This window comes from uncultured Pontibacter sp., assembly GCF_947495565.1.
Taxonomy (GTDB): domain Bacteria; phylum Bacteroidota; class Bacteroidia; order Cytophagales; family Hymenobacteraceae; genus Pontibacter.
This window is the reverse complement of the sequence record NZ_CANLZM010000018.1, coordinates 16,304-42,405: the sequence shown is the minus strand read 5'-3', so window position 1 is coordinate 42,405 and position 26,102 is coordinate 16,304. Positions and strand designations below refer to the sequence as shown.

Annotated in this window: 16 protein-coding genes; 11 read left to right on the top strand and 5 right to left on the bottom strand. The window is 41.7% G+C overall.

The window, feature by feature from the left end; translation table 11 throughout:
- Positions 1 to 6 precede the first annotated feature (6 nt).
- The 9 genes from Q1B04_RS18435 (at position 7) to asnB (ending at position 12,178) form a co-directional block, all read left to right on the top strand.
- Entirely contained in the window at positions 7 to 1,446 is a 1,440-nt protein-coding gene (locus tag Q1B04_RS18435; protein ID WP_299761813.1) for a lipopolysaccharide biosynthesis protein, read from the top strand.
- A 202-nt stretch (positions 1,447 to 1,648) separates the two neighbouring features.
- Complete coding sequence (locus Q1B04_RS18430) at positions 1,649 to 2,221, top strand: hypothetical protein (RefSeq protein WP_299761810.1); 573 nt, start codon at positions 1,649 to 1,651, stop codon at positions 2,219 to 2,221.
- A 2-nt stretch (positions 2,222 to 2,223) separates the two neighbouring features.
- A complete protein-coding gene (locus Q1B04_RS18425) occupies positions 2,224 to 3,150 on the top strand; it encodes a glycosyltransferase family A protein (RefSeq protein WP_299761807.1) in 927 nt (308 codons plus the stop codon).
- Positions 3,151 to 3,241: 91 nt separating this feature from the next.
- Positions 3,242 to 4,453: a hypothetical protein gene (locus Q1B04_RS18420; RefSeq protein WP_299761805.1), complete on the top strand. Its 1,212-nt coding sequence runs from the start codon at positions 3,242 to 3,244 to the stop codon at positions 4,451 to 4,453.
- 21 nt (positions 4,454 to 4,474) lie between these two features.
- On the top strand, positions 4,475 to 5,503 hold the full coding sequence (locus Q1B04_RS18415) for a glycosyltransferase (RefSeq protein WP_299761802.1): 1,029 nt from the start codon (positions 4,475 to 4,477) through the stop codon (positions 5,501 to 5,503).
- Between the two features lie 187 nt (positions 5,504 to 5,690).
- Positions 5,691 to 6,725, top strand: a complete 1,035-nt coding sequence (locus Q1B04_RS18410; protein WP_299761799.1) for a DUF354 domain-containing protein — start codon at positions 5,691 to 5,693, stop codon at positions 6,723 to 6,725.
- A gap of 66 nt (positions 6,726 to 6,791) precedes the next feature.
- A complete protein-coding gene (locus tag Q1B04_RS18405; protein WP_299761796.1) occupies positions 6,792 to 8,495 on the top strand; it encodes a GNAT family N-acetyltransferase in 1,704 nt (567 codons plus the stop codon).
- Positions 8,482 to 10,284, top strand: coding sequence for a GNAT family N-acetyltransferase (locus tag Q1B04_RS18400; protein WP_299761793.1), 1,803 nt, complete (start codon positions 8,482 to 8,484; stop codon positions 10,282 to 10,284). The genes Q1B04_RS18405 and Q1B04_RS18400 overlap by 14 nt, the downstream gene beginning before the upstream one ends.
- Before the next feature lie 61 nt (positions 10,285 to 10,345).
- Positions 10,346 to 12,178, top strand: a complete 1,833-nt coding sequence (gene asnB / locus Q1B04_RS18395; protein ID WP_299761790.1) for an asparagine synthase (glutamine-hydrolyzing) — start codon at positions 10,346 to 10,348, stop codon at positions 12,176 to 12,178.
- A 338-nt stretch (positions 12,179 to 12,516) separates the two neighbouring features.
- Here asnB and Q1B04_RS18390 read toward each other — a convergent pair whose 3' ends face one another.
- From Q1B04_RS18390 to Q1B04_RS18370, 5 genes are all read right to left on the bottom strand, one after another.
- Positions 12,517 to 14,217, bottom strand: coding sequence for a GNAT family N-acetyltransferase (locus tag Q1B04_RS18390; protein ID WP_299761787.1), 1,701 nt, complete (start codon positions 14,215 to 14,217; stop codon positions 12,517 to 12,519).
- Positions 14,218 to 14,366: 149 nt separating this feature from the next.
- Positions 14,367 to 15,344: a polysaccharide deacetylase family protein gene (locus tag Q1B04_RS18385; RefSeq protein ID WP_299761784.1), complete on the bottom strand. Its 978-nt coding sequence runs from the start codon at positions 15,342 to 15,344 to the stop codon at positions 14,367 to 14,369.
- A gap of 165 nt (positions 15,345 to 15,509) precedes the next feature.
- A complete protein-coding gene (locus Q1B04_RS18380) occupies positions 15,510 to 16,373 on the bottom strand; it encodes a polysaccharide lyase (protein WP_299761781.1) in 864 nt (287 codons plus the stop codon).
- Positions 16,374 to 16,423: 50 nt separating this feature from the next.
- The gene (locus tag Q1B04_RS18375; protein WP_299761778.1) at positions 16,424 to 17,812 is read right to left on the bottom strand and encodes an undecaprenyl-phosphate glucose phosphotransferase; all 1,389 of its coding nucleotides are present in this window, start codon (positions 17,810 to 17,812) and stop codon (positions 16,424 to 16,426) included.
- Between the two features lie 1,083 nt (positions 17,813 to 18,895).
- Positions 18,896 to 20,041 carry a polysaccharide lyase gene (locus Q1B04_RS18370; protein ID WP_299761775.1) on the bottom strand — a complete coding sequence of 382 codons (1,146 nt, stop codon included), beginning with the start codon at positions 20,039 to 20,041 and terminating at the stop codon, positions 18,896 to 18,898.
- A gap of 1,349 nt (positions 20,042 to 21,390) precedes the next feature.
- Between Q1B04_RS18370 and Q1B04_RS18365 the strand changes: the two genes are divergently transcribed.
- The gene (locus Q1B04_RS18365) at positions 21,391 to 22,470 is read left to right on the top strand and encodes a glycosyltransferase (RefSeq protein WP_299761772.1); all 1,080 of its coding nucleotides are present in this window, start codon (positions 21,391 to 21,393) and stop codon (positions 22,468 to 22,470) included.
- Between the two features lie 390 nt (positions 22,471 to 22,860).
- The gene (locus tag Q1B04_RS18360; protein ID WP_299761769.1) at positions 22,861 to 26,076 is read left to right on the top strand and encodes a LamG-like jellyroll fold domain-containing protein; all 3,216 of its coding nucleotides are present in this window, start codon (positions 22,861 to 22,863) and stop codon (positions 26,074 to 26,076) included.
- Positions 26,077 to 26,102 lie beyond the last annotated feature (26 nt).

Here is a 26,102-nt window from a genome sequence, read left to right as displayed (position 1 = left end):
GAACGTATGGCTGTAGCCAGTACAAAATCAAAGGTATTATCCGGTTTAAAATGGAATGCAGTTAGTGTATTGGCTACCCGCGGCACCGATTTCGGGGTAAAGCTTATATTAGCCAGACTGTTACTACCGGAAGCCTTTGGTGTGGTTGGTATGGCTATGGTTATTACCAGCTTTCTAGAGGTTATTTCGGATATGGGCCTTTTCAATGCCTTGGTGCAGCGGAAGGAAGATGCCTTTACGCAAGTTCGTTATTCCAGCGCTTTTTGGTTTTTACTGATACTTGCCAGCTCATTTGTAGCATGTTTTTACCTGTTTATCTCTCCGCTTGGCGCAAATTTTTATAACGAACCGCAGCTTGTACCGGTGCTGAATGCGCTTAGCCTTTACCTGTTTTTTAATATCCAGACGATTGTTCCGAGGGTCATACTGACACGCAAATTAGATTTTAGGAGCCTGGTGCAAATTACGTATGCAGGAACAGCTTTAAGCTCGGTTGCCGCTATTGTGCTGGCTTTAACAGGGTTTGGTGTCTGGAGTTTGGTGGCCAAATCGGTAATAGGCTCTTCAGTCGTTTTTATTTCTTACTGGCTGAGAGTAAAATGGAGGCCTGATTTGACTTTTAACTTTAGCACCCTAAGGGAGCTTTCCAGCTATAGCACCTTTTCTCAGCTAGGCGGCATTTTATACTTTTTCCGCAACAATGTGGATTACCTGATTATAGGCAAGCTGGCAGGTGCTACCACTTTAGGTATTTATACCTTGGCCTTTACACTCAGCGAGGTGCTGAGGGCGCAGCTCTACTCTATCATTAATAAGGTTTTATTTCCGGTTTACAGTTCTATACAAGATGATCTGAAGCAGGTTAAAGACTATTATTTAAAGGTAATGAGATTCACGGCAATCATAACTTTCCCTATTTCATCACTTTTTATAGGCCTAGCCGAGGATTTCATACTTGTTGTGTTCGGAAACGAATGGCTACCCGCTGCCGGGCCATTACGCATACTTTCAGTTGCCACCATGCTTATTGCCATATCCGGAACACCGGGCGAAGTACTGAAAGGAATCGGGAAGCCATCGGTCAGCTTTTATATAAGCTTGTTCAATACGTTTGTGGTGGCCCTGCCCAGCATTTATATCGCTCAGAAATATTTTGGACTAACCGGCGTAGCATACGCTGTTTGCATCCACTACACAGCCTCCCGGATACTCTTTCATCATTATATGAAAAAGTACATTCAGCTCACGGATAAAGATGTAATAGTCGCCCTGAGAAGGCCGGTACTTGCCGCCGCTCTTATGATTGGTGTTATATACTTGATTACCATGCTTCAGATGCCGCCCCTCTTCACCTTGCTGATAGCTGGTGCGGCAGGAAGCGCAGTGTATCTACTGTTGTTTATCAAAGAATTAAAATATGGCTTAGACATTATAAAAAAACATTAACGTGCAAATAATCAAATCCACGTCCAGGTTATTTGAATCCTACGCATTCATTCTACACATCAAAAACCGGACTTACAAAATTTTCACCCCGCTTGGGTATGCGTCACAGGAGGCAGAGCTCCAGGCAAACAAGTCTGCCCTGTCAGCTAAGTTTTGGCTAAACAGAGTTGTAGAGGTAAGCCCGTTTTTATCATGCCTGGCTATGCCTAAAGGCCAACCAATCGAAAAGCTCAACAAAGAGCAAGCGCAGCAATTTATGGAAGAGGCTTTATTAAAATCTCTTAAATACCCCAAGCGCTCTGTATGCAACTCGTTTGATCTGGAAGTATTAAGAGGGCTTGAGCGATATGGCATGAAAGAGCATCTTTTAACAAAAGCTGCCCAAGCTATTAAAGATATGTGTTTGCCAATAACAAGCGCACACGGCGACCTTCACATAAACAATATGATAATGTTAGGTGGTGAGTTGCGGATAATTGACTGGGCTATGTACAACAGCAAAGGCAGTTTTATAACAGATTACATACACTTTTATAATTACCAGCAAGCAATCTCCAACAAGCAAAGTTGGGCAGTCGCTATTCTGGCTGAACGTTTATACTTAGAAAAGCTAGCGCAACTGCTAAGTATTGGGCCTACACAGCTCCGCATTGCCTACGCTATAAGTCGGATTTATGGTGAAGTATACCAACAACGGAAATTAAGCCTTATCCCTCCCCAACAAATAGTCAAGTACAATAATGTGCTTGAGCAACTTACTACTAATGCCATCTAAACATGTTTAGCGTTATAATACCCTTATATAACAAACAGGCCAGTATAGCAGATACCCTGGAAACGGTGTTAGACCAAACCTTTGAACAATTTGAAGTACTAGTAATAGATGATGGATCTACCGACAGGGGGCCTGCCATCGCGGAATCGTATACTGACCCCCGCATAAAAGTATACAGCAAGCAAAACGCAGGCGTATCGCATGCCAGAAATTACGGGATAGAACGAGCAACTCAGGATTATATAGCTTTTTTAGATGCAGATGACTTTTGGGAACCTAATTACCTGGAGGAAATGAACAAGCTTATACATAAGTACCCGGAATGTGGGATGTTCAGCTGCAGATACAAGTGCATTAAACTAAATAAAGTAATTATACATAAACCCAATATCCCGGAGGGCAAGTTGTCAAATTACTTTCAGACTATACTGAAGTATAATCAGGTTTCCTGGACTTCGGCTACTATTATCAAAAGAGAGGTTTTTGAAAAGGCGGGGATGTTTCCGGTCGGCATGATAAGCGGAGAGGATTCTTATATGTGGTGTAAAGCAGCCATACATTACCCAGTGGCATTTACAAACAAAATACTGGCTACTTATAACCTCGGCATGAGTGAAACTTATTACAGAGTAGCGAAACCCGACACCTGTAAAGAATCCTGGTACGACCTGTACTGCGAAGGCGATGAGTACAGAAACAAGTTTATTGCTTTTAAGGCGATTGAAAACGGCTTAAGACATGCTTGGGCCGGCCACAGAAAAAAAAGCATGCTAATTGAGCACCAGTTCCGTTACGCTCAAGGCTTTAACGAGAAAGTTTTTAGGAAACGCTTAAAGAAACTGTACCTATTAAACCGCCTCCCCGCTTTTATAGTGCGATTCCTCCTGATGTATAAAAAAGCAATTACACATTACTCTTACAAATATTAACAGCAACTGGTAGCTTATGATACTATTTGGCTTAAGTTTTCTGCTAATAATTACTTTTCTGTTTTATCAGAAGTATTTTATCTATGCCTTAGTGTTATTCTTCGCACTGTTCGATATGTTTGATGGCTTTTACAAGGACGATAAAATATACGCGGCCATACGCTATATTACGCCGCTCTGTCTTACATTCATCTTTGTGGTCAGGAAAAACATTCTTAAAACTACGGATGGTATACTTCTGCTTTTATTTATCTACTTACTCATACTTCTGGTTTATACTCCGGGAGATGTAATCTTATCCGCCAAAATCACGGTATCCATAGTCCTTACACTGCTTATGATACCCATTGGCAGGGAGTTAGCTAAGGAAACCGACATTCTGAAAGGATTTGAAAAGTATAACAGATTCTTACTGATGGTAATACCTGTTTACATTGTGCTATCCAACATTTTTAACATCGGAGAGTCCTATTCAGATAATTTCACGACTGGGTTCCTAGTAACCTCCAGAATGTATCTGGCACCCATTGTTGTATTTTTAGCAGTTCACTATCTCATCACCAACAAAGAAAACAGCTTTCTTATAAAGGCAAGTGATATAACTTTTATACTCATCAACATGTGCCTGCTCATTATTATAACCAGGAGAACATCACTTGGGATGATAGCTGTGGCACTAGTTGTTTATGCTTTGCTAAACAGGCAGCTGTTTTTTAAAATGGCTATGCTGCTGGCCTTTTTTGTTGCCGCGCTTATTTTCAGCTATCCGCTTTACGAGCAAAGGTTAAACGCTCAGCTTGAAGAAAGAGAACGTATTCAAAACATTGATACCTACGAAGAAGAAGGCCGATACCTGGAGACCATGTTTTTATTGGAGCATTTGGAAAACAAGGCCCGAATTACGCAAGTACTATTTGGCGTGAAACCCTTTGATACGTTAGGTTTCGGGATCAGGTACTTTGGCTATGAAAGGGCTATACACAGTGATATAAATATGATTCTTTATAGTACCGGTGTGGTAGGCTTGCTGCTTTTTAGTGTAGTATTCCTCAAATACTTTGTGGCAGGAATCGGGAGAATACCCCCTGGAAGCAGGCAGGTTTACTATCCTTTGCTTTTCATGTTCCTGATTGTACTGCTCCCCGGGCGGTTTATAGGCACATTAACTTTTGCGCCACTACTTATGCTTTTAATGTCTGCCGCTAAGCATCATATCTCAGATGCTGCAGAACAAGAAGAATTAACTCCCGAGCCCGAGGCAAAATATTTTAAACCTCACTACAATAAACTGACTATGTCTTAGCCTGTTTAAAAGCTTATCTATATGAAAGTACTCTTTGTTTGCAGCGGAAATTCTAAATCGTTTGAAATTATTCCTTTTATAAAAGCCCAAGGAGAATCCTTAAAAGAACTTGGTGTTGAAGTAGATTATTTTCCGATCCAGGGGAAAGGATTAAAGGGATATTTAAAGGCAGGTTTACAACTCCGCAAATACCTGAAGTACAGAAATTATGATATTATTCACGCGCATTTTTCGCTATCTGGTTGGTCAGCAGTGTTAGGGGCTCGGAATATACCAGTTGTATTATCGCTGATGGGTGACGATGCGCAGGGCGACTACATAGGTGTAAACAAAATAACGCTTAGGAGCCGCTTTTTCATGCTATCCTCCTTGCTGATTCAGCCATTTGTAAAGGCCATCATTTCTAAAGCGCATAACCTGGAAAAGTATGTTTACCTGAAAAACAAATCCTATGTTATACCTAACGGAGTGGATACCGAAGTTTTTAAACCGATCCTGCAGGACCTAAAGCCTGAGCTTGGCCTAGACCCGGCTAAAAAGCAAGTGCTATTTCTCGGTAGTAAAGAACGGATCGGCAAGAATTTCCCGCTAGCCTTAAACGCAGTTGCCGAGTTAAACATGCAGCATGTAGAGCTGATAAACCCCTATCCTATTCCGCATAGCGACATACCCAAATTCCTGAATGCTGCCGCTGTGTTGGTTGTGCCATCATTCATGGAGGGTTCCCCGAATGTAGTAAAAGAAGCTATGGCTTGTAACTGCCCTATAGTTGCGACAGATGTAGGCGATATAAAATGGGTGATGGGCAATACAAAAGGATGCTTTATATCATCTTTTAAAGTAGGTGAGTTTGCTGATAAAATTGAGCTTGCCCTTGAGTTTGCTGAAAAAGAAGGCAGAACCAATGGTGAGCAGCGCATTAAACAGCTTGGCCTGGAAGCAGCGTCTGTAGCGCAACGGGTAATAGAGGTATACTATAAGTGTATACCCATGCTGCGCCCAACTTCTAAACTGGTTCGGGTTAAGCAACCTTTCATGCAGAAAGTATAAATTCTGTTGTTTAATAAACTCCCTGAAAGTATAAAACCTTTAAGCAGCACATTACAAAGCTTACCCCTAGTACCCTGTATCCTGGAGCCGCTATACTTCTATAAGTGTACTAAGCCTGCAAGTAAATAAACTCAAATAAACGGCAGGCGCTCCCTACCCTTGTTTCATCACTATAGAACCTATGCAGATGAGAATACTAATCGACATCAACCACCCGGCGCATGTGCATTACTTCAGAAATTTTGCACGTATTATGAGAGAGAAAGGCCATGAAACTCTTTTTGTATCCAGAAATAAGGAAATGGCGCAGCGGCTGCTAACGCTTTATAACATTCCGTACATGGACAGGGGAAAGGGAAGAAACGGAAGAATTGGAAAGTTTATGTACCTGATCTACGCAGATTACCAGCTGTATAAAATCTCCCTCGCCTTTAACCCGGATTTATACCTTAATTTCCTGCACCCTTACCCATCGCAAGTAGCAACACTGCTGGGTAAGCCGTCTTTGGTTTTCAGCGATACGGAGCATGCCAGCCTGCATCATAAACTTACAGTGCCTTTTGCCACCAAAGTCTATACTCCCTCGTGTTACAAATTAGATTTAGGTGAAAAGCAGGTACGGTTTAACAGTTTTATGGAGCTGTCTTATCTGCATCCCTCCTACTACACCCCAGACCCAAGTATCCTGGAGTTGCTGAAAGTTCAGGCCGATGAAAAATACGTGATTATAAGGTTTGTGTCGTGGGCTGCGGCGCATGATTTTGACCATACCGGCATGTCAGCGGAAAACAAGTTAAAGGCGGTACGAGAGCTCTCAAAGCTGGCCAAAGTATTTATTACTTCAGAAGGTGCGTTGCCGACCAAGTTAGAGCAGTACAGAATCAGTATACCAGTTGATAAAATGCACGATGCCATCTACTACAGCAGCCTTGTATTTGGAGAAAGCGCCACAATGGCTTCAGAAGCCGCTGTATTAGGAACTCCGGCTATTTTTATGGACAACGATGGCAGAGGCTATACCGATGAAGAAGAGCGCAAGTATGGACTAGTATTCAACTTTACAGAAAGCGAAACTGACCAGCAAAAAGCCATAGCCAAAGCAATGTCCATTCTGAAAGAAAACAACGGCAGACAAAAGTATAAAAGCTTACGGAACAAGCTCTTGGAAAACTGTATAGACACCACGCAATTTATGGTTAACGAAGTACTTAGCTATCAATAATAATTCTTCTGCCTATTTGAAAAACAAACAAACTTATTCTTCAAATCAAGCTTAGCTTATATCAGTATGACTCAAAACCTAAACCATAAGGCTGGAAACACCGCTGAGGAAACAAGTCATATAGCGTTACTAGTTGGAGAGGAAGTACTTAATCTTATATCTAATGACAGGTTTAAACAAGAATGGGATGAGCTTTACCAGCAATGTGAGTGGGCCACTGCTTTCCAAAGTAGAGGCTTTGTAACAACGTGGTACAATGTGTTTAAAGGAGATTACCTGCCGTTGTTGGTAAAATCTGAACACGCAGGCAAACTCAGCGGCTTATTAACCATGGCTATCTCAATTTGCGGCTCAGCCATCCCTGATTTTGAAAATAAAAGTATAAATATTGTTGGTGCCGGAGAGTATGAAGCGGAATACCAGTGTTGGATGGCTACACATACCTACGGAGAGCAATTCATCAAAAGCGCCCTGTCAGAGATGATGAAGTGTTTTCCTAAAGCCAATATCCTTTTCCGGTTTATTCCACCTTTGGCTCCATTAAACTGGTCTATCTCAGATCCTAAGTGGAAAAGCATGTGCGTGGTGCAGTCGCATAAAAGGCCGCTGCTTGACTTACGCGACCCCAATGCTAAGAAGGTATTCAAAATCACGAATCAATTTAAAACCAAGTATAACCGCCTTAAACGCTTAGGAGAGGTTCGGTTTGAAAAATTATCGGATACACGTGAATTTACAGAAGCTTTAAAGGAGTTGACTTTGCAATTTGACTTTCGGCAAGGCTGCATGTTCAACAAGAACCAGTTCAGAGACAAGCCTCAGAAGTTCAAATTTATGGTGGAGTTGTTTAGGCAGGGTTTACTGCATGCCACCATTTTAAAAGTTGGTGAGGAAATCATAGCTTCTATGGTGGCTGTAGCTGGCAAAAACTGGGTTCACCTGCAGGGCGTTAACACCCATTCTCCTTTCTATGCAAAACACTCACCGGGCATACTCCACTTCCTGCATCTCGGCCAAAGTTTAGCTCAGGAAGGTATAGAAGTTTTTGATTTAACACCTGGCGGAGATGAGTATAAAGAACGCTTTGCCACCATTCACGACATTGTACATACACTTATAATAACGCCTAACCCTACTTTTCGCTTAAAAAAATACATAAAAAAGAAGCTGCACATTCGTCTGATAAAAGCTGGTAAAAGACCGATGACTTTTGAGCTTGCTATCGAAAAGCGAAAGTATCTGCTCCGGAGCGCACTTAAAGCAGGAGTTAAAACGCTCCTAAAAGAACAGCTATCGAACATTATCGGCTCTCAGAAACCTATCTCTAAATTCAGGTTGGTAAGACTGGCAAATACAACAACAGCCTTGGCCATACAGCGAGACAGCTTAAACGACTTGCTGTGCTATACTTCGGCTAAAGGCGAAATTTCACGCTGGGAGTTCATGGAAGATGCTATGCAGCGGTTTGAAAGCGGTGCGCATTCCTATACCTGGGTTGATGATGATTGTTTGATGGCTTGTGCGTGGATAGGCGGCGCTAACACTTCTAAAGCAAAAGAGGATTTTACGGAACCAGATGGCGTAGCGGCACTGCACCACATTTACTGCTATCCAGCTGCTAAAGGCAAACTTCATACTTTTCTTACAGCGGTTATCAGCCAAGCAGCAAGGGATATAGCAGACAAACAACTAATTGCTTACTGTGAAGCAGATGATAAAGCAACGCTTAGAAGTATAAAAGAGGCAGGCTTTACAGATGCTCAAATATAAACCCCATCACGATACCCCAGCCGCTATCAATACCTACATATATAACATACTTATGTCTGACTTTATGCCACTAACTATTTCGGCTCAAGCCCAGAGAGATCTGCAGCAGGAGCATGATGTTGTTTCGATCTATAAAGGCCATGAAGTGCTGCAGCAGATTTCAGATGCAAACCTTATAGCCGGTTGGGAGGATTTGTACACTGACTGCCCCTGGTCAACTGTTTTTCAAAGCCCGGAGTTTGTGGTTACGTGGTACAAACACTATCATACCGCTTATCAGCCCCTTCTTATAAAGTATATTTCTAAAGGAAAACTGGCAGGGCTTCTGACCTTAGCGTTAGATGAAAGAAGGAACATAATTGGCGCCGGCGCAAATCAGGCAGAGTACCAGGTATGGCTTTCTGCTAAATCAAATGCTGATTTATTTATACTACAGGCACTTAAAAAGCTGCGCCAGCACTACCCCAACAGCAAGATCAGCTTAAAATACATACCAGAAGGGGCACCGCTGTCCTGGACTTTAAAGCACAACTATTGGAGCAAGTTCTGTATCCGCAGAGATGTGCCCCAACCCCTGCTATTGATTGACAGAGCCCAGATAGCGCAAGAGTTAAAAAAGAAAAACAGACGGGAAAAGATTAACCGCCTTAAAAGACTGGGTGAGCTGAAGTTTGAGAGATTGACTGATGCTAATGAGTTCAGCAATGTTTTAGGGGAACTGGCCATCCAAAGCGACTTCCGCAAAGGAGCGATGTATGATAAGTGTGCTTTTCAGGAAGATCCATTTAGAAAAAACTTTCTTTTAGAATTATATAAACAGGACCTGCTTCATGCAACTGTTCTTAAGGTAGATGAAACAATTATAGCCTCTAACGTAGGTTTTACAGGTAAAAGCTGGCTGCATTTGCAAGGTATAAATACGCACTCCCCGTTCCATGCCAAACACTCTCCGGGCATACTTCATTTTCTGATGCTTGGCAATCTGCTCGCGGCAGAAGGCATGAAAGTGTTTGATCTTACGCCCGGCTCAGACCCTTATAAAGAAACCTTGGCAACAGACTTTTGTACTGCAACAGAACTTACCATCTGCGGCCAAAACAGCTGGTTAAAACATAAGCTGAAGTATAAACTAAACGAGTATCTGAAAAAGAAATTACCTAAAACAGGTTTGCAAAGAGAGAAGCTGAGACGTTTTAAACACGAGTCAGAACTGTTAAAACAAAAAGCCAATTTACTAAAATCTAAAGGGTTGTCACTGTGGCTGCAACAAAATATTCATAAGATCAAAGCCAAGAGCAAGCAGACGGTTTTAAAGCTGAACCATTCTGCGGTTACTACTTCAACTAACATCACACTCCATAGAGACAGCTTAAGTGATCTTCTGCTGTACAAGCCAACAAATTCATTGACAACTAAGTGGGAGTTTCTGGCAGAGGCTATGAATCGTTTTGAGCAGGGACAGCATTGCTATTCATGGTCTGAAAATAATTGCCTCCTTGGCTGGTGCTGGGAAAGTAACCAAAAGGCTCTGAAAACCTCTGTTGAATTTGATCAGGAGCTGCCTGCAGACGCGGTAATCCTTTATGGATACCATACATGCTTGCAAGTGCAGAATCGATTAGACGAGTTCATACTTACCGCTGTAGCGGCTGCCGGTAAAGTACACCAAGACATCTACCTTCTTAAAAATAGCAACAACAGCGCTCTTTATACTTCGCTTGCCAAAAACGGTCTAACACAAGCAAAGGCATTACCTACGCAGACAAGTATAGCAAAACTTCGGCTTTAGAAAATAGCATCACCGCTCCATAACCCTTTACAGATTTATATTAACCCAAACTATAACAAATATGTGTGGAATAGCAGGAATCATCCGTTTTGACGAAAACAGCCCTAAAGAAGTGTCGCTGCGCACCATGATGCAGCAAATGAAACACCGTGGACCAGATGACGAAGGTTTATTTATAGAAAATGCCACAGGTTTGGGCTTTGTCAGGCTCAGCATCATTGATCTTTCACCGGATGGCCATCAGCCGATGCTATCTGCTGACGATAGGTATGCGCTGGTATTTAATGGTGAGATCTTTAACTATGTTGAGTTACGTGAGGAGCTGCAAGAGCAGGGAATTGTATTCAAGACTAAAACGGATACAGAGGTACTGCTCCAGGCTTACATTAACTGGGGTGAGGAATGCATGCACCGCTTTAACGGCATGTGGGCATTTGCAGTTTATGACCGAAAAGAAAAAACATTATTCGCCTGCCGAGACCGCTTTGGCATCAAACCTTTTTATTATATCCAAAACCAGGATTTCTTTGCTTTCTGCTCCGAAATCCCTCCCCTGCTAAGCCTTTTAGACTCAAAGCCGACGCCTAATTACCAAAGTATATTCGATTACCTCGCTTTTAACAGAACCGACCAAACGCAAGAGACATTCTTTGAAGAAGTTAAAAAGCTGCAGCACGGCATGAAGCTAATGGTAAACGCAGGCAGTATTACAATTAACAAGTGGTACGACCTGCGTGACAGTGTAGCAAAAGCAAAGGCCTTCCGGGACCCGGAAGAATACAGAGACCTGTTAACTTCTTCTATAGGGCTGCGCCTGAGGAGCGATGTGCCGGTTGGTGTTTGCCTTAGCGGTGGCCTGGATTCTTCCAGCATTGTCGCGACTCTTCTTAAAGAATTTAACAAAACTGATCTAAACACTTTTTCTGCGGTTTATCAAAACGGGCAGGTTGGGGATGAGAAGGAGTTTATACATGAGTTTAAGCCTTACCTGCAGAACATGCATTATACGCACCCTGATGCGGAGACTTTGGGAGCAGATTTAATACAGTTTGTTAAGGCGCATGCAGAGCCCATACCTTCTACCTCGCCTTACGCCCAATATAAGGTTATGGAGTTAGCAAAAGATAAAGTGGTGGTAACCCTAGACGGGCAAGGAGCCGACGAAGAGCTTGCCGGCTATCATTATTTTTTCGGTTTCTTTTTTAAAGACCTCTTAAGAACTGCCAGAATCGGCAGGCTAGGCGGTGAGATGTACCAATACCTGAACAACCACCGAAGCTTGTACGGCATCAAATCGTTTGTATACTTTTTATTGCCTGAGAACATTAAAACATCCGTACGCGTCGGTGAAAAAGGATACTTGAAAGGAGATTTTATTGAAAGGTATAGCACATCAAACTCTATTGCCGGAAGCCTGTATGGCTCCAACACGCTGAAAGACTCCTTGCTAGACCACTTTGAAAATAAGCTGGAGCATCTTTTAAAATGGGAAGACATGAACTCTATGCATTTCTCTTTAGAAGCCCGGGTTCCGTTTCTAGACTACCGCCTTGTGGAGAGAACCTTGGCAAGTTCAGAAACCTGGGCCATTCGCAACGGCATCACCAAATACATACTTAGAGAAGCCATGAAAGGAATTCTGCCTGATAAAATCAGAATGAGGATGGACAAAATTGGTTTTGGCACCCCCCAGGATGAATGGTTCAGAGAGCCTAAATGGCAGGCTACAGTTAAAGACATACTTAAAAGTGAATCCTTCAAAAACAGAAATCTTATTGATCCTGAAGTCGCGCTTCAAAAGTATGAAGAACATTTATCTGGCGAAGCAAACATAGCCAAGGAGATATGGAAATGGGTTCACCTGGAGCTATGGTTCAGAACCTTTATTGATTAAACCTCTAAAATTTTAAATAAGATTTTATACCCATACGTCCCTTACCCTCTCCTTTAATATGCCTCAGATTAAAATAGTTACCCAAAAATGAACATGCTGCAGCAGGTCAGCAGTAAAATTAATTACCATAGCATCCTCAATTAGAAAGCATGAGGCAACTTTGTACTTTTTAGTTGAGGATGCACTATCTTCAGGGAGTCCTGCTTTTAGAAAATATAGGCTGTTTTCACTCCTAAAGAAGCAGTATCATGCCCATTTTAAGGAGGAAATTATAAGGGAATTGTTAAGATTATGCGGAAAAAGTCATTTACCGCCACTAGCATCTTTGTGGGTAGAGGTTAAATGCTTGTTTCAACAGAAAGAGATGCTGTATTAACTCCGATTTGTTCAAAAGACTGCACTAGCAAATTATCATGCGCGTTAACAGTGATATAGTAGTTTTGCTTGCCAGTTTTAGTTATTATTTCTCTGGATACGGCTGCAATAAAAGCAGGTAAGTCTTTTGTATTCTCAGGATTACAGTAGATGTTTTCGAACTTAACTGCTACTGCCCCATCATTTTTTTCAAAGCCAGTTTTAGAAGTATAGTTTACCCATAAGCATAATTGTAATTGCCCGTCTTTCAGCCAGGTGTAGGATTCCTCACCACTTTCAAAACGCATCATGGCACCCTCCAAAAATTCCCACCTTGTTAATTGGGCACCTTTAGCCTTATACTGCAGCAAGCTGTTTAAACAGTTTCTCCTTACAGGCATAGTCTCACCCAAAGCACTTGCGTCAACTCTGTAAACCTCTATCTGCTTTCCTAAGTTCTGCGTATTTTTATCTCTGACTAAACTTCTATAACCATTATACTTAGCCAGCTTTAATTGCTCCTTTTTAAGAAGAAGTTTTCTTTCAACATTGCTTCTGAGCAGCTTTGGGTTTATGCCTGCCCTTGACAAGCCGTACATGCTAGCCTTTTTTAAATAATCATAAAAAAAACGTGTCGTATAGGCATGCCATTTACTTGTAATACAGAGCTCGTACAACTGATCATGTGAGTTTGCAAGTCTTTCTTTATAAGCGTGACCACCAGGCGTTAAATCAAAAGCTGCATAACCTTCTTCAAACAGTAGCTGCTCCAACATTACCATAATGACGTAGCCTGGCGAGTACTTTGCATAGAAAGGAGAATGCGTATTGATACCCGCACCGTGCACCCACTTATTTTTACCTTCTGTAGCCACTAATGAGGCAATGATTTCATCGTTAAGCTTTAAGACTGTTACATGAAGTATGCCTTGCTCAAATAGCGCAAGAAGGAACTCCTTTTTAACAGGGTTATTTTTAAAAGGGATTTTGTTAAGCGTCGCACCTTTTCTAAAATCAAACTGAATAATAAGTTCGTCCAGCACAGCTTTAAACTCATCCAGCACTACAATCTTTTCAAATTTTAATTCTCCAAGTCGTTTTAAGCGATTACGATTTTCCCTAAACTGTTTCTTTTTAAACAGCTTTGTTGCCTCAGGATCTTGGAAATTCATAACCGGGCGCTTGAACTCACGCATAACATAGCGGCTATTCCACTCAGGGTCATCCTGCAACCAATTAAGAGGTGTTTTAGGTGGAATATATTTAAACATGATTTTCTGCCCCTTAAAACCCTCTCTTACCTTAGATAAAGCATTTTTTATAAATCTATCCTCGTCACTTTTGCTGCAAAGCCAGGTATGGTAGTAAGCATCCCAGCCTCCGGCAGCCGTAATGCCCAAGCCTTGCACATTTTTAGCTAATGTCAGTAAGCCGGTGAGTTTCCCTCCCTGCTCCTCTTTCACAAGTATGGGCAAGTTTTTATGATGAAATGTCTGGTACCACACACTTACAAACTCTGGACTCTGAAACACTGTTGCCCACTCACAATCCCCATAAAGTGCGTGCCAAGCCTCGATAAAGTTTTGATCTGACATCAATTGTAATACCTCATCTCCAACTAAAAGCTCAGTTGCAGATGTACTTTCTACTTCTAAGGTTAACTCATTAGTAAGGTTTTTATACATAACTAAGATTTTTTAATTTGATGAAAGGCTACAAGCAATTCAGTTGATATTTTATATGGTAAAATACTAACATGCCATTGAAGATGTGCTGGTATAGAGCTGGAAAGGGTACCAGCAACAACCCGATAAATTATTGTTACAGAAGTTATTTAAAGCGCCATCATTTCGGATTTTGGCCTGCTTGACACTGTAGTAGTCTGTGGATCCACAGACAGCCTGCGCTTGGGATACATAAATTTAAGCATCAGCGGTTTCCAGACTCCTAACATTCTGCAGATATTTTCTGCCAGCGAGGCGCCCTCCAACAGACCAAATCGCGGTAATTCAAAGTTGCTGTTCAATATACTCTTTGTAAGGTACTTTGGCTCACAGGTAAACGCTAGCTTGTAGTCAAGTTCGGACAGGGCATTTATTTCTCGTATTCCATAGTCTCCGTTTGGGTAAGCAAAATAATGTATGTTTTTGCCCGTCCAAGCTTCCAACTTCTCTTTAGACAGACTTAACTCAGCGTAAAGCTCATCATCTTTACAATTGATTAGTATAGGGTGTGTATGCGTATGGCCGCCAATAGTAACATACTCAGATTCAGATGCTTTTTTAACCTGATCAACCGTTAAAGCTTCTCGCGGCAGCGTGATTTCATTCTTTATGTTTTGTAGTATAGAAATACGTTCTACGTTGGATGCTTTTTTCAACAAGGATTTTGGTGGAAGACCTTTGTTATACTTTGCGGCAGTTTCAAGGTAAGTCCACCAATAAACACCGTCTTCTACAGGTTCTGAGGACACAAATATTGATACCGGCACCTTGTATTTATTGGCAACCTCTATTACGTTGCTCTCATTAGACTGCCAACCATCATCCAGGGTTAGCAGCACTCCCCCCTTTGGCAGCGGAAGATTTTTTTGCCTGATTTCATTCAGGTCAGCCATACTTAGAAAAGTGAACCCGTTGTTTTTAAGCCATTTCACACACCCTTCAAACTCTTTTTTAGTGGGGTTATGAAAATAAACCGGTAAGATGAACTCTCCTTTCATAGCTCGTTTCTTGGCCCTCCGTACAAATCCACCTATAATCAACAAGTTAGCTACAAACCAGGTGAATATATTTCTAGCGCTCCATGTCATGGGAAATCATTTAAGATCAGTGATACGTCTTTTTAGTACTGGGTTGATATATTAGTGCATATTTTCAATACGAAAAAAATAGGTAAAAATATGTCTAAATATTATTTTTATAGTACTAAATAATTTTACTTTTTCCCTAAAATCTGTACTTCAAGCAAAAAGAAGTTATGGAGCCTCATTAATAGTTTGCATAATATTTAATCCTGCATGTTCGCTGCCAACACGTATGTTATCCAAGTATAAGACACGAAGTTTTGTATCTGTTTCGCTTTTATTCCACTTAGCTTTGTATAGACCTAGCTTCCAGTAAGGTAGGTCTAGTTTATACATATTTCCTCCCTTTTGCGTAAGGATTTTCCTCCCGTCTCTCCAGATCTCTATCAGGCCATCGCCACCATCAGAGTGTACAAAATGGAATACAAACTCTTGCCAACTGTCTTTTAACAAAGGGCCTAAGTCTATTTCCTGCAGCAGATCCGGGTCAGAGCCAGTTCTAAGTATAAGTCTGTCCTCCCGCACACGCAGCGATGTAGCTTGCGTACTGTGGGCAGTTTGCCACCATTGGCTGATTACCTCACTAGAGGCATCACATGCATACTTTTCGGATGGGAAGTAAACCGCAAAACTATACCATCTCTCTTTGTTTGTAGGTCGGTCAGTAACAAACAGTTCTGCCCTGGTACCATTATGGACCATAGGGTCATTGTGCCGAAGTTCTAATTTTCCTGCTTTGCTGCCCCTGAAAACCGGGTTTGTTACTAACTGGTAACTATGCGGAGTTGCAGTCTGAATTCCTACAATGCTAGAGAGAGGCTTTTCACCTTCAAAGGTTTCCTCAAAAATTATGGAATTGGTTGATGAATTTACTTTCTGAAACTCCATGCGTGGCAAATAAAGCGAATAAAGTTGCTCAGGCAGCACTTCGCTTTTTTGCTGTATTTTAGACGCTAAATCTGAAACTTCATGTTTGGCAATAAGTGTAAGAAATAGTATAAAGTATGAAATATATATCGTATTTATTTTCAACATAAAATAGTATCTCTGCTTTCGTTTTTATTATGCGCCTGAAAGCATTCGTATTAAAATGCGCTATTGTGGGTCTTTTTACCGAAAATTGTCATGTAGATGATTTTAAGATCCAGCCATAAAGACCAGTTTTCCATGTACCACAGGTCATGCCGTGTTCGCTGTGTTTTCTGCTCCTTTGTTTCTGTTGGCCCGCGCCACCCATTTACTTGCGCCCAACCAGTAATGCCAGGCTTAAAGTAGTGCCTGATCATATACTTCTCTTCACTTTCCTGGAACTGCTGATTTAGAAAGCTCCGATGCGGCCTTGGCCCAACAACACTCATGTCGCCAAGCAGCACATTCACAAATTGCGGTAACTCGTCGAGGCTATACTTGCGCAGGATTCTTCCTACTTTAGTTATTCTGGCATCATCTTTTTGAGTAGACAGCATGTCTAAATTAGGGTTGTCATTTTTTATCATACTTCGGAATTTAATCACCTTAAAAGGCCGCCCTCCTTTTCCGATCCGGGTAGGGTAGTAGAATACCGGGCCTGGAGAATCTGCTTTAATAAGTACAGCGATTAAGGCAAATACAGGTAACAAAAACACAAGAATTACAAATGAGAAAACTTTATCAAAGGTGTTCTTGATGAAAAATGAGAATGTCTCGTCTAAAGGTAACTGGCGAACATTTATAGCATCCAACTGCCCAAACCTGGTAATTTTATATTGGTTACCGAAGAGCCCTTGATAATCTGGAATATACTTTACCCTAACACCATGGTAATCAGCGGCTGTTATAATATTCTTGATCTTCTTTGAAGTTTTAACAGGAAGTGCGATTACAATTTCATCTACAGGGTTATCTCTCAGATACTCATGTATATGGTCAATGTCTCCTACCACTTTATCTTGCGGCACCAAGCACTTCTCCTTTTTATTGCAGTCTATAAAGCCTTTAATTTTATATCCTCTGTTTTTAGAAGTGTGTAGGTGCTTCTCTACATTCTCTGCCACGTTGCCAATGCCTGCAACTAAAGTATAACGCTCATTCGTGCTCTTTTGGGATCTAACGTAAGTCAAGTAGTTTACAACAAGCATATTAACAGAAATGCCTAAAATTGGGAATGCGACTACAAAAGCGGTAATAGCGTTAAGGCTTTTAATTGATATTGGTGAGAAATAGTAAATAATGGAAGAGATTGTGATAAGTATAACATAAGCCTTCACATAATTGAAAACCCTAAGGCTTAGCCTGTTGTGGAAATTTAGGTAATACAAACGCCTCCAGTAGCCAATTACAAACCACAGTACAATGAAGCCTAAAAAAATACTCCAATCTACCTGGCTTAAACTTTTATCATTGAAGAAATAGATAGAAATAAATAAAGCTGTTATTAAAGTTATTATATCTCCACCAAAGTAGAAAGACGGGCTTATATGTCTGTGGTCGTTCATACTATACATTTTAAAGTGATCGTAATAACTATTTTACCATAAAGGCTACCAATGTTTGTTAGCTTAGGTCATAATGGTTACAGTGAATTGGTATAAGAAGCATCTATAGCAGCGCAATAGATTTAAACTAGAGGCAATACAGTAGTAAGCACTTACCATATTTGCTAAGCCTGTACTGTAGAACTAGAATATATACTGTATTATAGATTTTGTGTGTAATCCTTAAATTCTGTGCGGGACTACATAATACTGATAAGAGAGTCGGTAAATTTCAATCATATTACGAAATATTAAGTCTACAAAATATATAAACACTATTAACCTTGGTGTTATTTTTACAATTAAATCAAACTAATCACCTTGATTTCTTTCCATATTTTGGAACTAATAACTAATGAGTTATAATTTTTATAAATTTTTTATAATTATTATACTTAATCCAACTGTTAAAGATTCATATTTATGCTTATATTAGGAAGGAATATAAAATATCGGGTAGATAAGGGGTTTTCACTGGTGAACGTCAATCTATAGGATGTGAATACATATAAACTATGTATATATTTGCAGATTCAATTTTGTTTAATCCTGACTGGCCATAGCTATATTCATTAGATTCCAACCAATTTAGTAGGATTGCATGGTGTACTAAAATTTAATGCTATAAAGGCTTCAGCTTTTAAAAAACTGCTTATAAGCCATTTAACTTTTATTAGTTATCATTTTTCAGTATAGCAACTCTATTTATAATATAGTTTTAGTTTATGCTATTTGAGTATAATAGCTGCGTGGGTGTATATTTTAATATCTAGTAAAGTAATTATTCGAAGCAGATATGGCTTAAACTTTTTCTATATTCAAGATCGAAAATAGTTATCTGTACAAAGTGTCACTTTTATGGTAGCTAATTGAGAATATCAGTTTAACTCTTATATAAGCACAAGCTATACAGCTATTTATACCTACTATTAATTTTAAGTCCATGCTATACTAAAAAACAAAAAGAGCAGCTGAAGATCAGCTGCTCTTTTCAATACAATGTGTAGGCTTATCTACCTATACAGGTAAAAATACTATATAAATTTATTTACCTTTAGCTCTAGAATAAGACTTAGAGTAACCGTAGCTACGATCTTTTCTTTCTCTTCTCTCATGCCCTCTGTTTTTGTATTTATCCTTATCTGAATCAGATGGCTCTGGCTCAGAAACTTCCGGCTCACTAGGCTTAGTCGGCTCTGGCTGCGTTGTTTCAGGCTCAGTTGGTTCTGGCTCTGTCGTTTCTGGCTCACTCGGCTCAGACGGTGCTGGCTCAGAAACTTCCGGTTCAGATGGCGCAGATGGTGCTGGCTCTGTGATAACTGGCTCCTGCTCTGGCTCAGTTGGTGCTGGCTCTGGCTGAGTTGTTACCGGAGCGTCAGCGGTTGTAGTAGTCATGCTAGCCAGTGTAGCATTCTCGTTGCCAACGCGGATGTTGTCGTAATAAATCACGCGCTTGCTCGTCTCGGTGCTGCCGCTGTTCCATGACGCTTTGTAGATACCGATCTTCCAGTTAGGCATCTTGTCGTTGTACATGTTGCCGCCCTTCTGCTCGAGAATCTTGGTGCCGTTGCGCCACACCTCGATCAGGCCGTCGCTGCCGTTCGAGTGGATGAAGTGGAACACGTACTCCTGCCAGCTGTCCTTGGTCACTGCGCCCAGGTCGATCTCCTTTAACGACTTCGGGTCGTTGCCTGTTCTCAGGATGAGCCTGTCCTTGCGCACCCGAAGGGAGGTGGCCTGGGTGCTGCCCGATGTCTGCCACCACTGGCTGATCACCTCGCTGCCCGAGTCGTAGGCGTAGTCCTTGGCCGGGAAGTAGGCCGCAAAGCTGTACCACCTGTTCTTGTTGGTGGCCGGGTCGGCCACGATCACCTCGGCGCGGGTGCCGTTGGCTACCTGCCCGTCTGAGCTGCGCAGCTCAAAGCGGCCCGACTTGGCCCCGGCGAAAACCGGGTTGGTGGCCATCTGGAACGAGTAAGAGGTGCCGAACTGCGTGTGGCGGCCGGAGAAGGCGCTGCTGCCCTCAAACGTCTCCTGGAAAATGTAATTCGCTGAAGTAGCATTGCCAGTTGACTCAGCAGTCAGTCCTGCACTAGGGTTTACTTCATCAAGTTCTTTTTGCTCACAAGAAAAAGTTACTGCGCCCACCATTAGGGGCATAAGGATATATTTGAATCTTGAATTTTTCATTATTTGGCTAAAAATTGAATAAGAATTGGATTGAATAGTTTCATTTTTACCAGTCAATACTGATTTATTAGAGGTAAAAACTAGATAGAAAATTTTAAGAATTAATAATTTACGGTTACTAGTTAAATTAATTTACTAACACCTAAAAGTCTTATCATACACACAGAAGCTTTTTAACAGTTAAACATAGAATGATGTAATCTCTACTGCACTACACCCACCTAATAATTGCACATTTTATCCTAATGTCTGCAACAAAGGTAAAGCAGTTGATTTCAAAATTGAAAGCCATTCACCAATTTTCTGCAAAAAACGTCTTTTTTTACATTTAAAACATGATATTCATACATGCTTTAGCTTTCTTTATACGAAACCTTATATATAGTCAGAACTATAAGCTTTTATGATAATTGTATTTTTACAATACAATCAATTACAACAGGAGATTTTCTTGCTTAGGATTAAGCAATATTCAGAAAGAACAAGATGCAATTTTATTGTTTACCAGAAGAGCCCATACTAATGTTAATTAGTATGGATTGATTAGCTCAAGCCAGATCAAAATCGATCTATAATAGATTGCACTATTTTTTAAGTATAACGACCTATAGGCTATGTTATTATTAAGAGATAACTAATTCCTATACATACACCTACTAAATAGTTAAAATACAGTCATTTATAACCGAAAATGAGTCGGCAAATTAAGTAGAACTGTGACTTTTTGAATGCCGTTCTAATTTAGAGAATAGGTAAACTGTAGTTAAAAAGAGGACTTCTAACATCAGCATATTTAACTGATAACAATAGAGGTTATGGGTGAGTAACTATATTACTCTATATCAAAAACCAGCTTACAAGAACTTTAATACTTTGAGAAAACAATAAGATACACCAAACAAACTATGATTATATAAATATATTTAAGACTTATTCAGATATAAACCTTAAATCTCCGTATATAAAAGCTTATAAAAAACTTCTCCTCAAACAATGCCACTGGTTCTGCCTCCCTTGTTCCATCTGCTTCGGCTCCTTCACAAAATTGGCAGCTTTATAAAGTATTTATACTTAGCTCAATCTTTTACAAACACATTAAATTACTTACTGAGGCTGTCAGATGTTTTGCATATAACACAACGTATAGCCACTTCTGCCATCCTCAAAACAGGTGTATCTATTTTTAGCTGCACAGCTGAATGTTTTAGAACAACTTATATAATATACTATAAGCTGTTAAGCAATTTGACTTCAGGTAGTAAGTTAGCAGGAGCTTATACTTCATTTTGTGTAGTGTTTTGCTCTTCTACAGCATTGAAGACGTTCCCTATATTTTATATGGCACTAATATGAGAGAAGGCGTATCTATAGTTATTTGCACTTACAACGGAGCGGCTTTACTCCCAGAAACTATACGCCATATAGCACAGCAGCGCGTGGATCCAAAAATTAGTTGGGAGCTTGTAGTAATAGATAATGCCTCCACTGATAACACAAGCGAGATAGCTGTAACTGAATGGCGAAAACACGGATCGCCAGCCCCTTTTATCCTTCTTCAGGAAAGCAAACAAGGGTTAACATACGCCCGTGCACTAGCCTTACAAGAGGCTCAGTATGATTTTGTTCTGTTTTGTGATGATGACAATTGGCTAGAGGAAAACTATGTAAACTTAGCTTACCAATGTATGATGCAGCACCCAAGGGTTGGGGCGCTTGGAGGCCATGGCACTTTAGTATTTGAGACTCCGCCACCTGTCTGGGCAAAAGGCCATGGTTTATTTGCTAACGGGCCGCAAGCAAAAGCATCGGGCATAGTACCTAACCATATTGTGTATGGTGCAGGATGCGTTATCAGGAAAACAGCGTATAACAAACTTATACAATCAGGATTCAAACCAACACTTACTGATCGAAAAGGCGGTAAACTTAGCTCGGGCGGAGACTATGAGCTTTGTTATGCCATTGCTTTGGCTGGTTACAGCATTTGGTATGAAAGAAAGCTTACTTTTAGGCACTTCATGCCTTCCTCCCGCATCAGATGGGAGTTCTATAAACGCTTCATCAAAGAAGGATTGCAATGTTATGAAGTGATTGTCCCTTACCGGCTAAGAGTAAGTATGGGGGCAAAAAACCTCTTTTCGTTTTATGCCAAGGCTATGTGGATATTGCTGTCTTACATTCTGAGGCTTTTCCCTGTTCTGTTTCATAAATTCAAATCACGCCCTGGTTCTGATATGGCAGAATACTATAGCTTGAAGCTATATTCTTTAAAGCATAAAATATTTATTTTCAGAAAGATTAACTCTATGCGTCAAAGTTTTCTGGAGATTTTGGAATTTGAAGAGCAAAACCTTGGGGTAACTCGTTTTAGCAAATTGCCTGATTTGTCTTCCCAGTTAAATAAAATCCGCACACTTTTAGTCAGATAGTTATCCAAATTAGCTATCACCGCTGCTTTGGCCATCATCACTTTTCAAAGGGCTTAACTGGCTAGTCTTAACGCTTGGCACCTCACTTTTTCACCTCTATGGCTCGGTAGAATTATACTTGATTCCTACAGGCCAAATAACAAAGCTCACTAAATTATTGATTAATCTGGCCTTTTAATCTTCAAAACAACACAACTTTTCTTCAAATCATACATACGTTTATTAATACGACCTCCCGAAGCTTATAGTGTATCTATACCAAATAGACGCTATAGGTATGCGATCAGGTGCCCATCTGCCCCTGACAAACTTGCCTCCACATGCGCCCAACCCAAATGAGAACAAACATGAATAATTTTTATGAAAAGAAACGCATTACTACTTTTACCCTTGCTACTAATAAGCTTGGTAGCAGCTGCACAAACTACCATTATACCGTTTAACTCTACCTGGAATTATCTGGATAATGGGTCAGACCAAGGCACTGCCTGGCGTGAAGCCTCTTTTAACGACTCCGGCTGGAAATCCGGTGCAGGAAAGCTTGGCTATGGTATTTCTGACGCAGCAACTATAGTTAGTTTTGGCGGAAGCTCATCTAATAAATATATTACCACCTACTTCCGAAAGAGTTTTACCATTTCAGAACCATCGGCATATAACGAATTACAGGGGCAGGTAAAGCGGGATGATGGCGTTGTTGTATACTTAAACGGACAAGAGGTATACCGTAACAATATGCCAAGCGGCGCAATCTCCTACAACACCCGCGCCTCTGGTACATCTGGTGGGGATGATGGGGCAACACCTATATCGTTTGCTGTACCAAACGGTGCCATAGTTAGCGGGACCAATGTTATGGCCGTAGAAATACATCAGGCAAGCCCTTCCAGCTCAGACATAGCTTTTGACCTGGAACTAAGCGCTACTGCCGTTAACCCACCCCCAACTAAGAATGAGCCGCCTTCTGTTAGCTTAACAAGCCCGGCAAACGGTACAAGTATGGAACTGGGAAGCACCACAACTTTAGAAGCATCGGCCTCAGACCCCGAAAACGCATTGGCAAAAGTCACGTTTCTCGTAAACGGCTCCGCTATAGGCGAAGACAACTCAAGCCCTTACCGCCTCTCCTGGTCGCCTGCGGCAGCTGGCACTTATACACTTACAGCAACAGCCACTGATGCCGAAGGAGCATCAGCCACCTCCTCAGCCGTTAGCATTACTGTAACAAAGAAACCTGATGAACCTACTTCTGAAGGGTTTAAAACCATTACCCGCCTGGAGCCCGTGCCCGTTTCTACTAGCACGGGCGAGAAACCGCAATCTAAAGTATGGAAGCATGATGGCAAACACTGGGCAGTTTTACCGAACTCTTCCGGCACATACCTATGGCGTTTAGATGGCACCTCCTGGACCAATGTTCTGAAGCTCTCTACAAAGTCAACTTCAAAAGCTGACTGCAAAATGGTGGGCAATACGGCACACATCCTCCTTTACCAAGGGCGGTCTTCACAGATGGTTTCCATTGAATACCTACCGGCAGAAGGCACTTACCAGCTGTGGTCAAAGAGAACATCAACCGTTGGGCTATCCTTCGAGAGTGGTGTAGAGACAGCTACTATTGATATAGACTCTAAGGGAAGAATGTGGCTTGCGTCTGACGCAAGCAGCACCATACATGTAAGGTGGAGCGACTCGCCTTACAACAAGTGGAGCTCACCTATTACCATAGCATCTGGTGTATCTAGCGACGACATATGCGCCCTAACTTCCATGCCCGGTAATATAGGAGTGCTTTGGTCTAACCAATCCACAAAACGGTTCGGGTTTAAAGTACATGCCGACGGTGCAGATCCTGCTTCCTGGTCATCAGATGAAGTGCCGGCCTCACAATCTGCCATGAATATTGGCGGCGGCATGGCAGATGATCACTTAAATATGGCAATCTCCAGCAACGGCACCTTATATTGCGCTGTCAAAACTGGTTATGATTCTCAGAATTACCCCTCCATTGCGTTACTTGTAAGGCGGCCATCCGGCAGCTGGGACAATTTATACACTGTAGCTAATGGCGGCACAAGACCTTTGGTAATATTAAATGAGGCTGAGGGTAAAGTCAGGGTTGTTTATACTTCCAGCGACAGTGGCGGCAATATTCTATACCGGGAGTCTTCCATGTCGTCAATATCTTTTGGCTCTCAGATGACCTTGATCAGCGGCAGCTCTTACAACAACGCCACCAGCACCAAAGATAATTTTACGGATGATATTGTTATACTTGCCTCAAGCAGCTCTGAAGCGGCAGGAGTTTTGGCTACTGATGCATCCTCTCCAACACCTATTCTGCCTGGCACACCGTCTTTAGTTTCGCCGGCCGATTTAGCCACTGGAGTTTCCGTTGCTCCATCGCTCAGCTGGAACTCAGCGTCTCATGCCGCTACCTATCAGGTTCAGGTTGCTGCAAGCTCAGATTTCTCAAGCACCGCATTTAACCAGAGTAATATTACGGGCACTTCAGTAACCGCAACCGGGCTTACCCAAAATACAACCTACTACTGGCGGGCCAGAGCTTCGAATACAGCAGGCACAGGCAACTGGTCCTCTACCTGGAGCTTTACCACTAACTCTGCCACCCCTCCTCCACCGCCGCCAACTACCGAAGGGCTTGTGGCACACTGGAAAATGAACGAAGGCAGCGGCACCACCGTATCAGATGCCACCGGCAATGGCAATGATGCCCAAACTGTTGGAAGCCCATCCTGGACTACAGGTGTAGATGGTACAGCCCTGCAGCTTAACGGAAGCAACCAGTATGCAGCGGCACCAGATACTGAATCCCTTGATATTACTGAGACCATTACACTTTCCGCCTGGATAAAGCCTCAGAAAACGGGTACGCAATACATTATTAAAAAAGCGGTAAACAACAGTATAGACGGTTACGAGTTAGGGCTATCCAGTAGCGGAAGCGTATTTTTCCGGATTAACCAAGCTTCATCAGGCAATACATACAGGCTAAACTCAAGTACAGATTATCCATCGAATGGCACCACCTGGATGCACGTTGCTGCCACATACGATGGCTCTGTTTTAAAGCTATACTTGAACGGGGCAGAGAACGCAAGCCAGACACTGAGCTCTCCTCAAACTATAGCTATAAACACCCAGGCTGTGCATATCGGAGCGCAGGATAATGGTACTTATAAGTTTAGAGGCGCTATTGATGATGCCCGGATATACAATAATGCTTTAAGTGCCTCAGAAGTCAGCGCTTTATACACTGGCAATGCTTCTTTGGCAGCCTCCGCCACCTCTTCTGCCACAGCATTGCTGCCACCTTCGGAGCAGATGCCAAGTATGGAAGTATATCCAAACCCGTTTACATCAACTGCTACCTTAAATTTTATACTTCCGGAGAGCGGCTCTTATTCCTTATCGTTGTATGACAGCAAAGGAGCGCTGATTGATCAGTTACAGCAGGGCTACGCTACAGCAGGAGAAAACAGAGCCCTGGAGCTTAGAGGTCAGCATTTGGCAAAAGGTTTATACTTTATTCGCCTGCAAACAGCAACACAGGGCAAAACGCTGCGGCTTGTGCTGGACAAGTAAACGTATCTTTCATCCTGCTCTGTCAA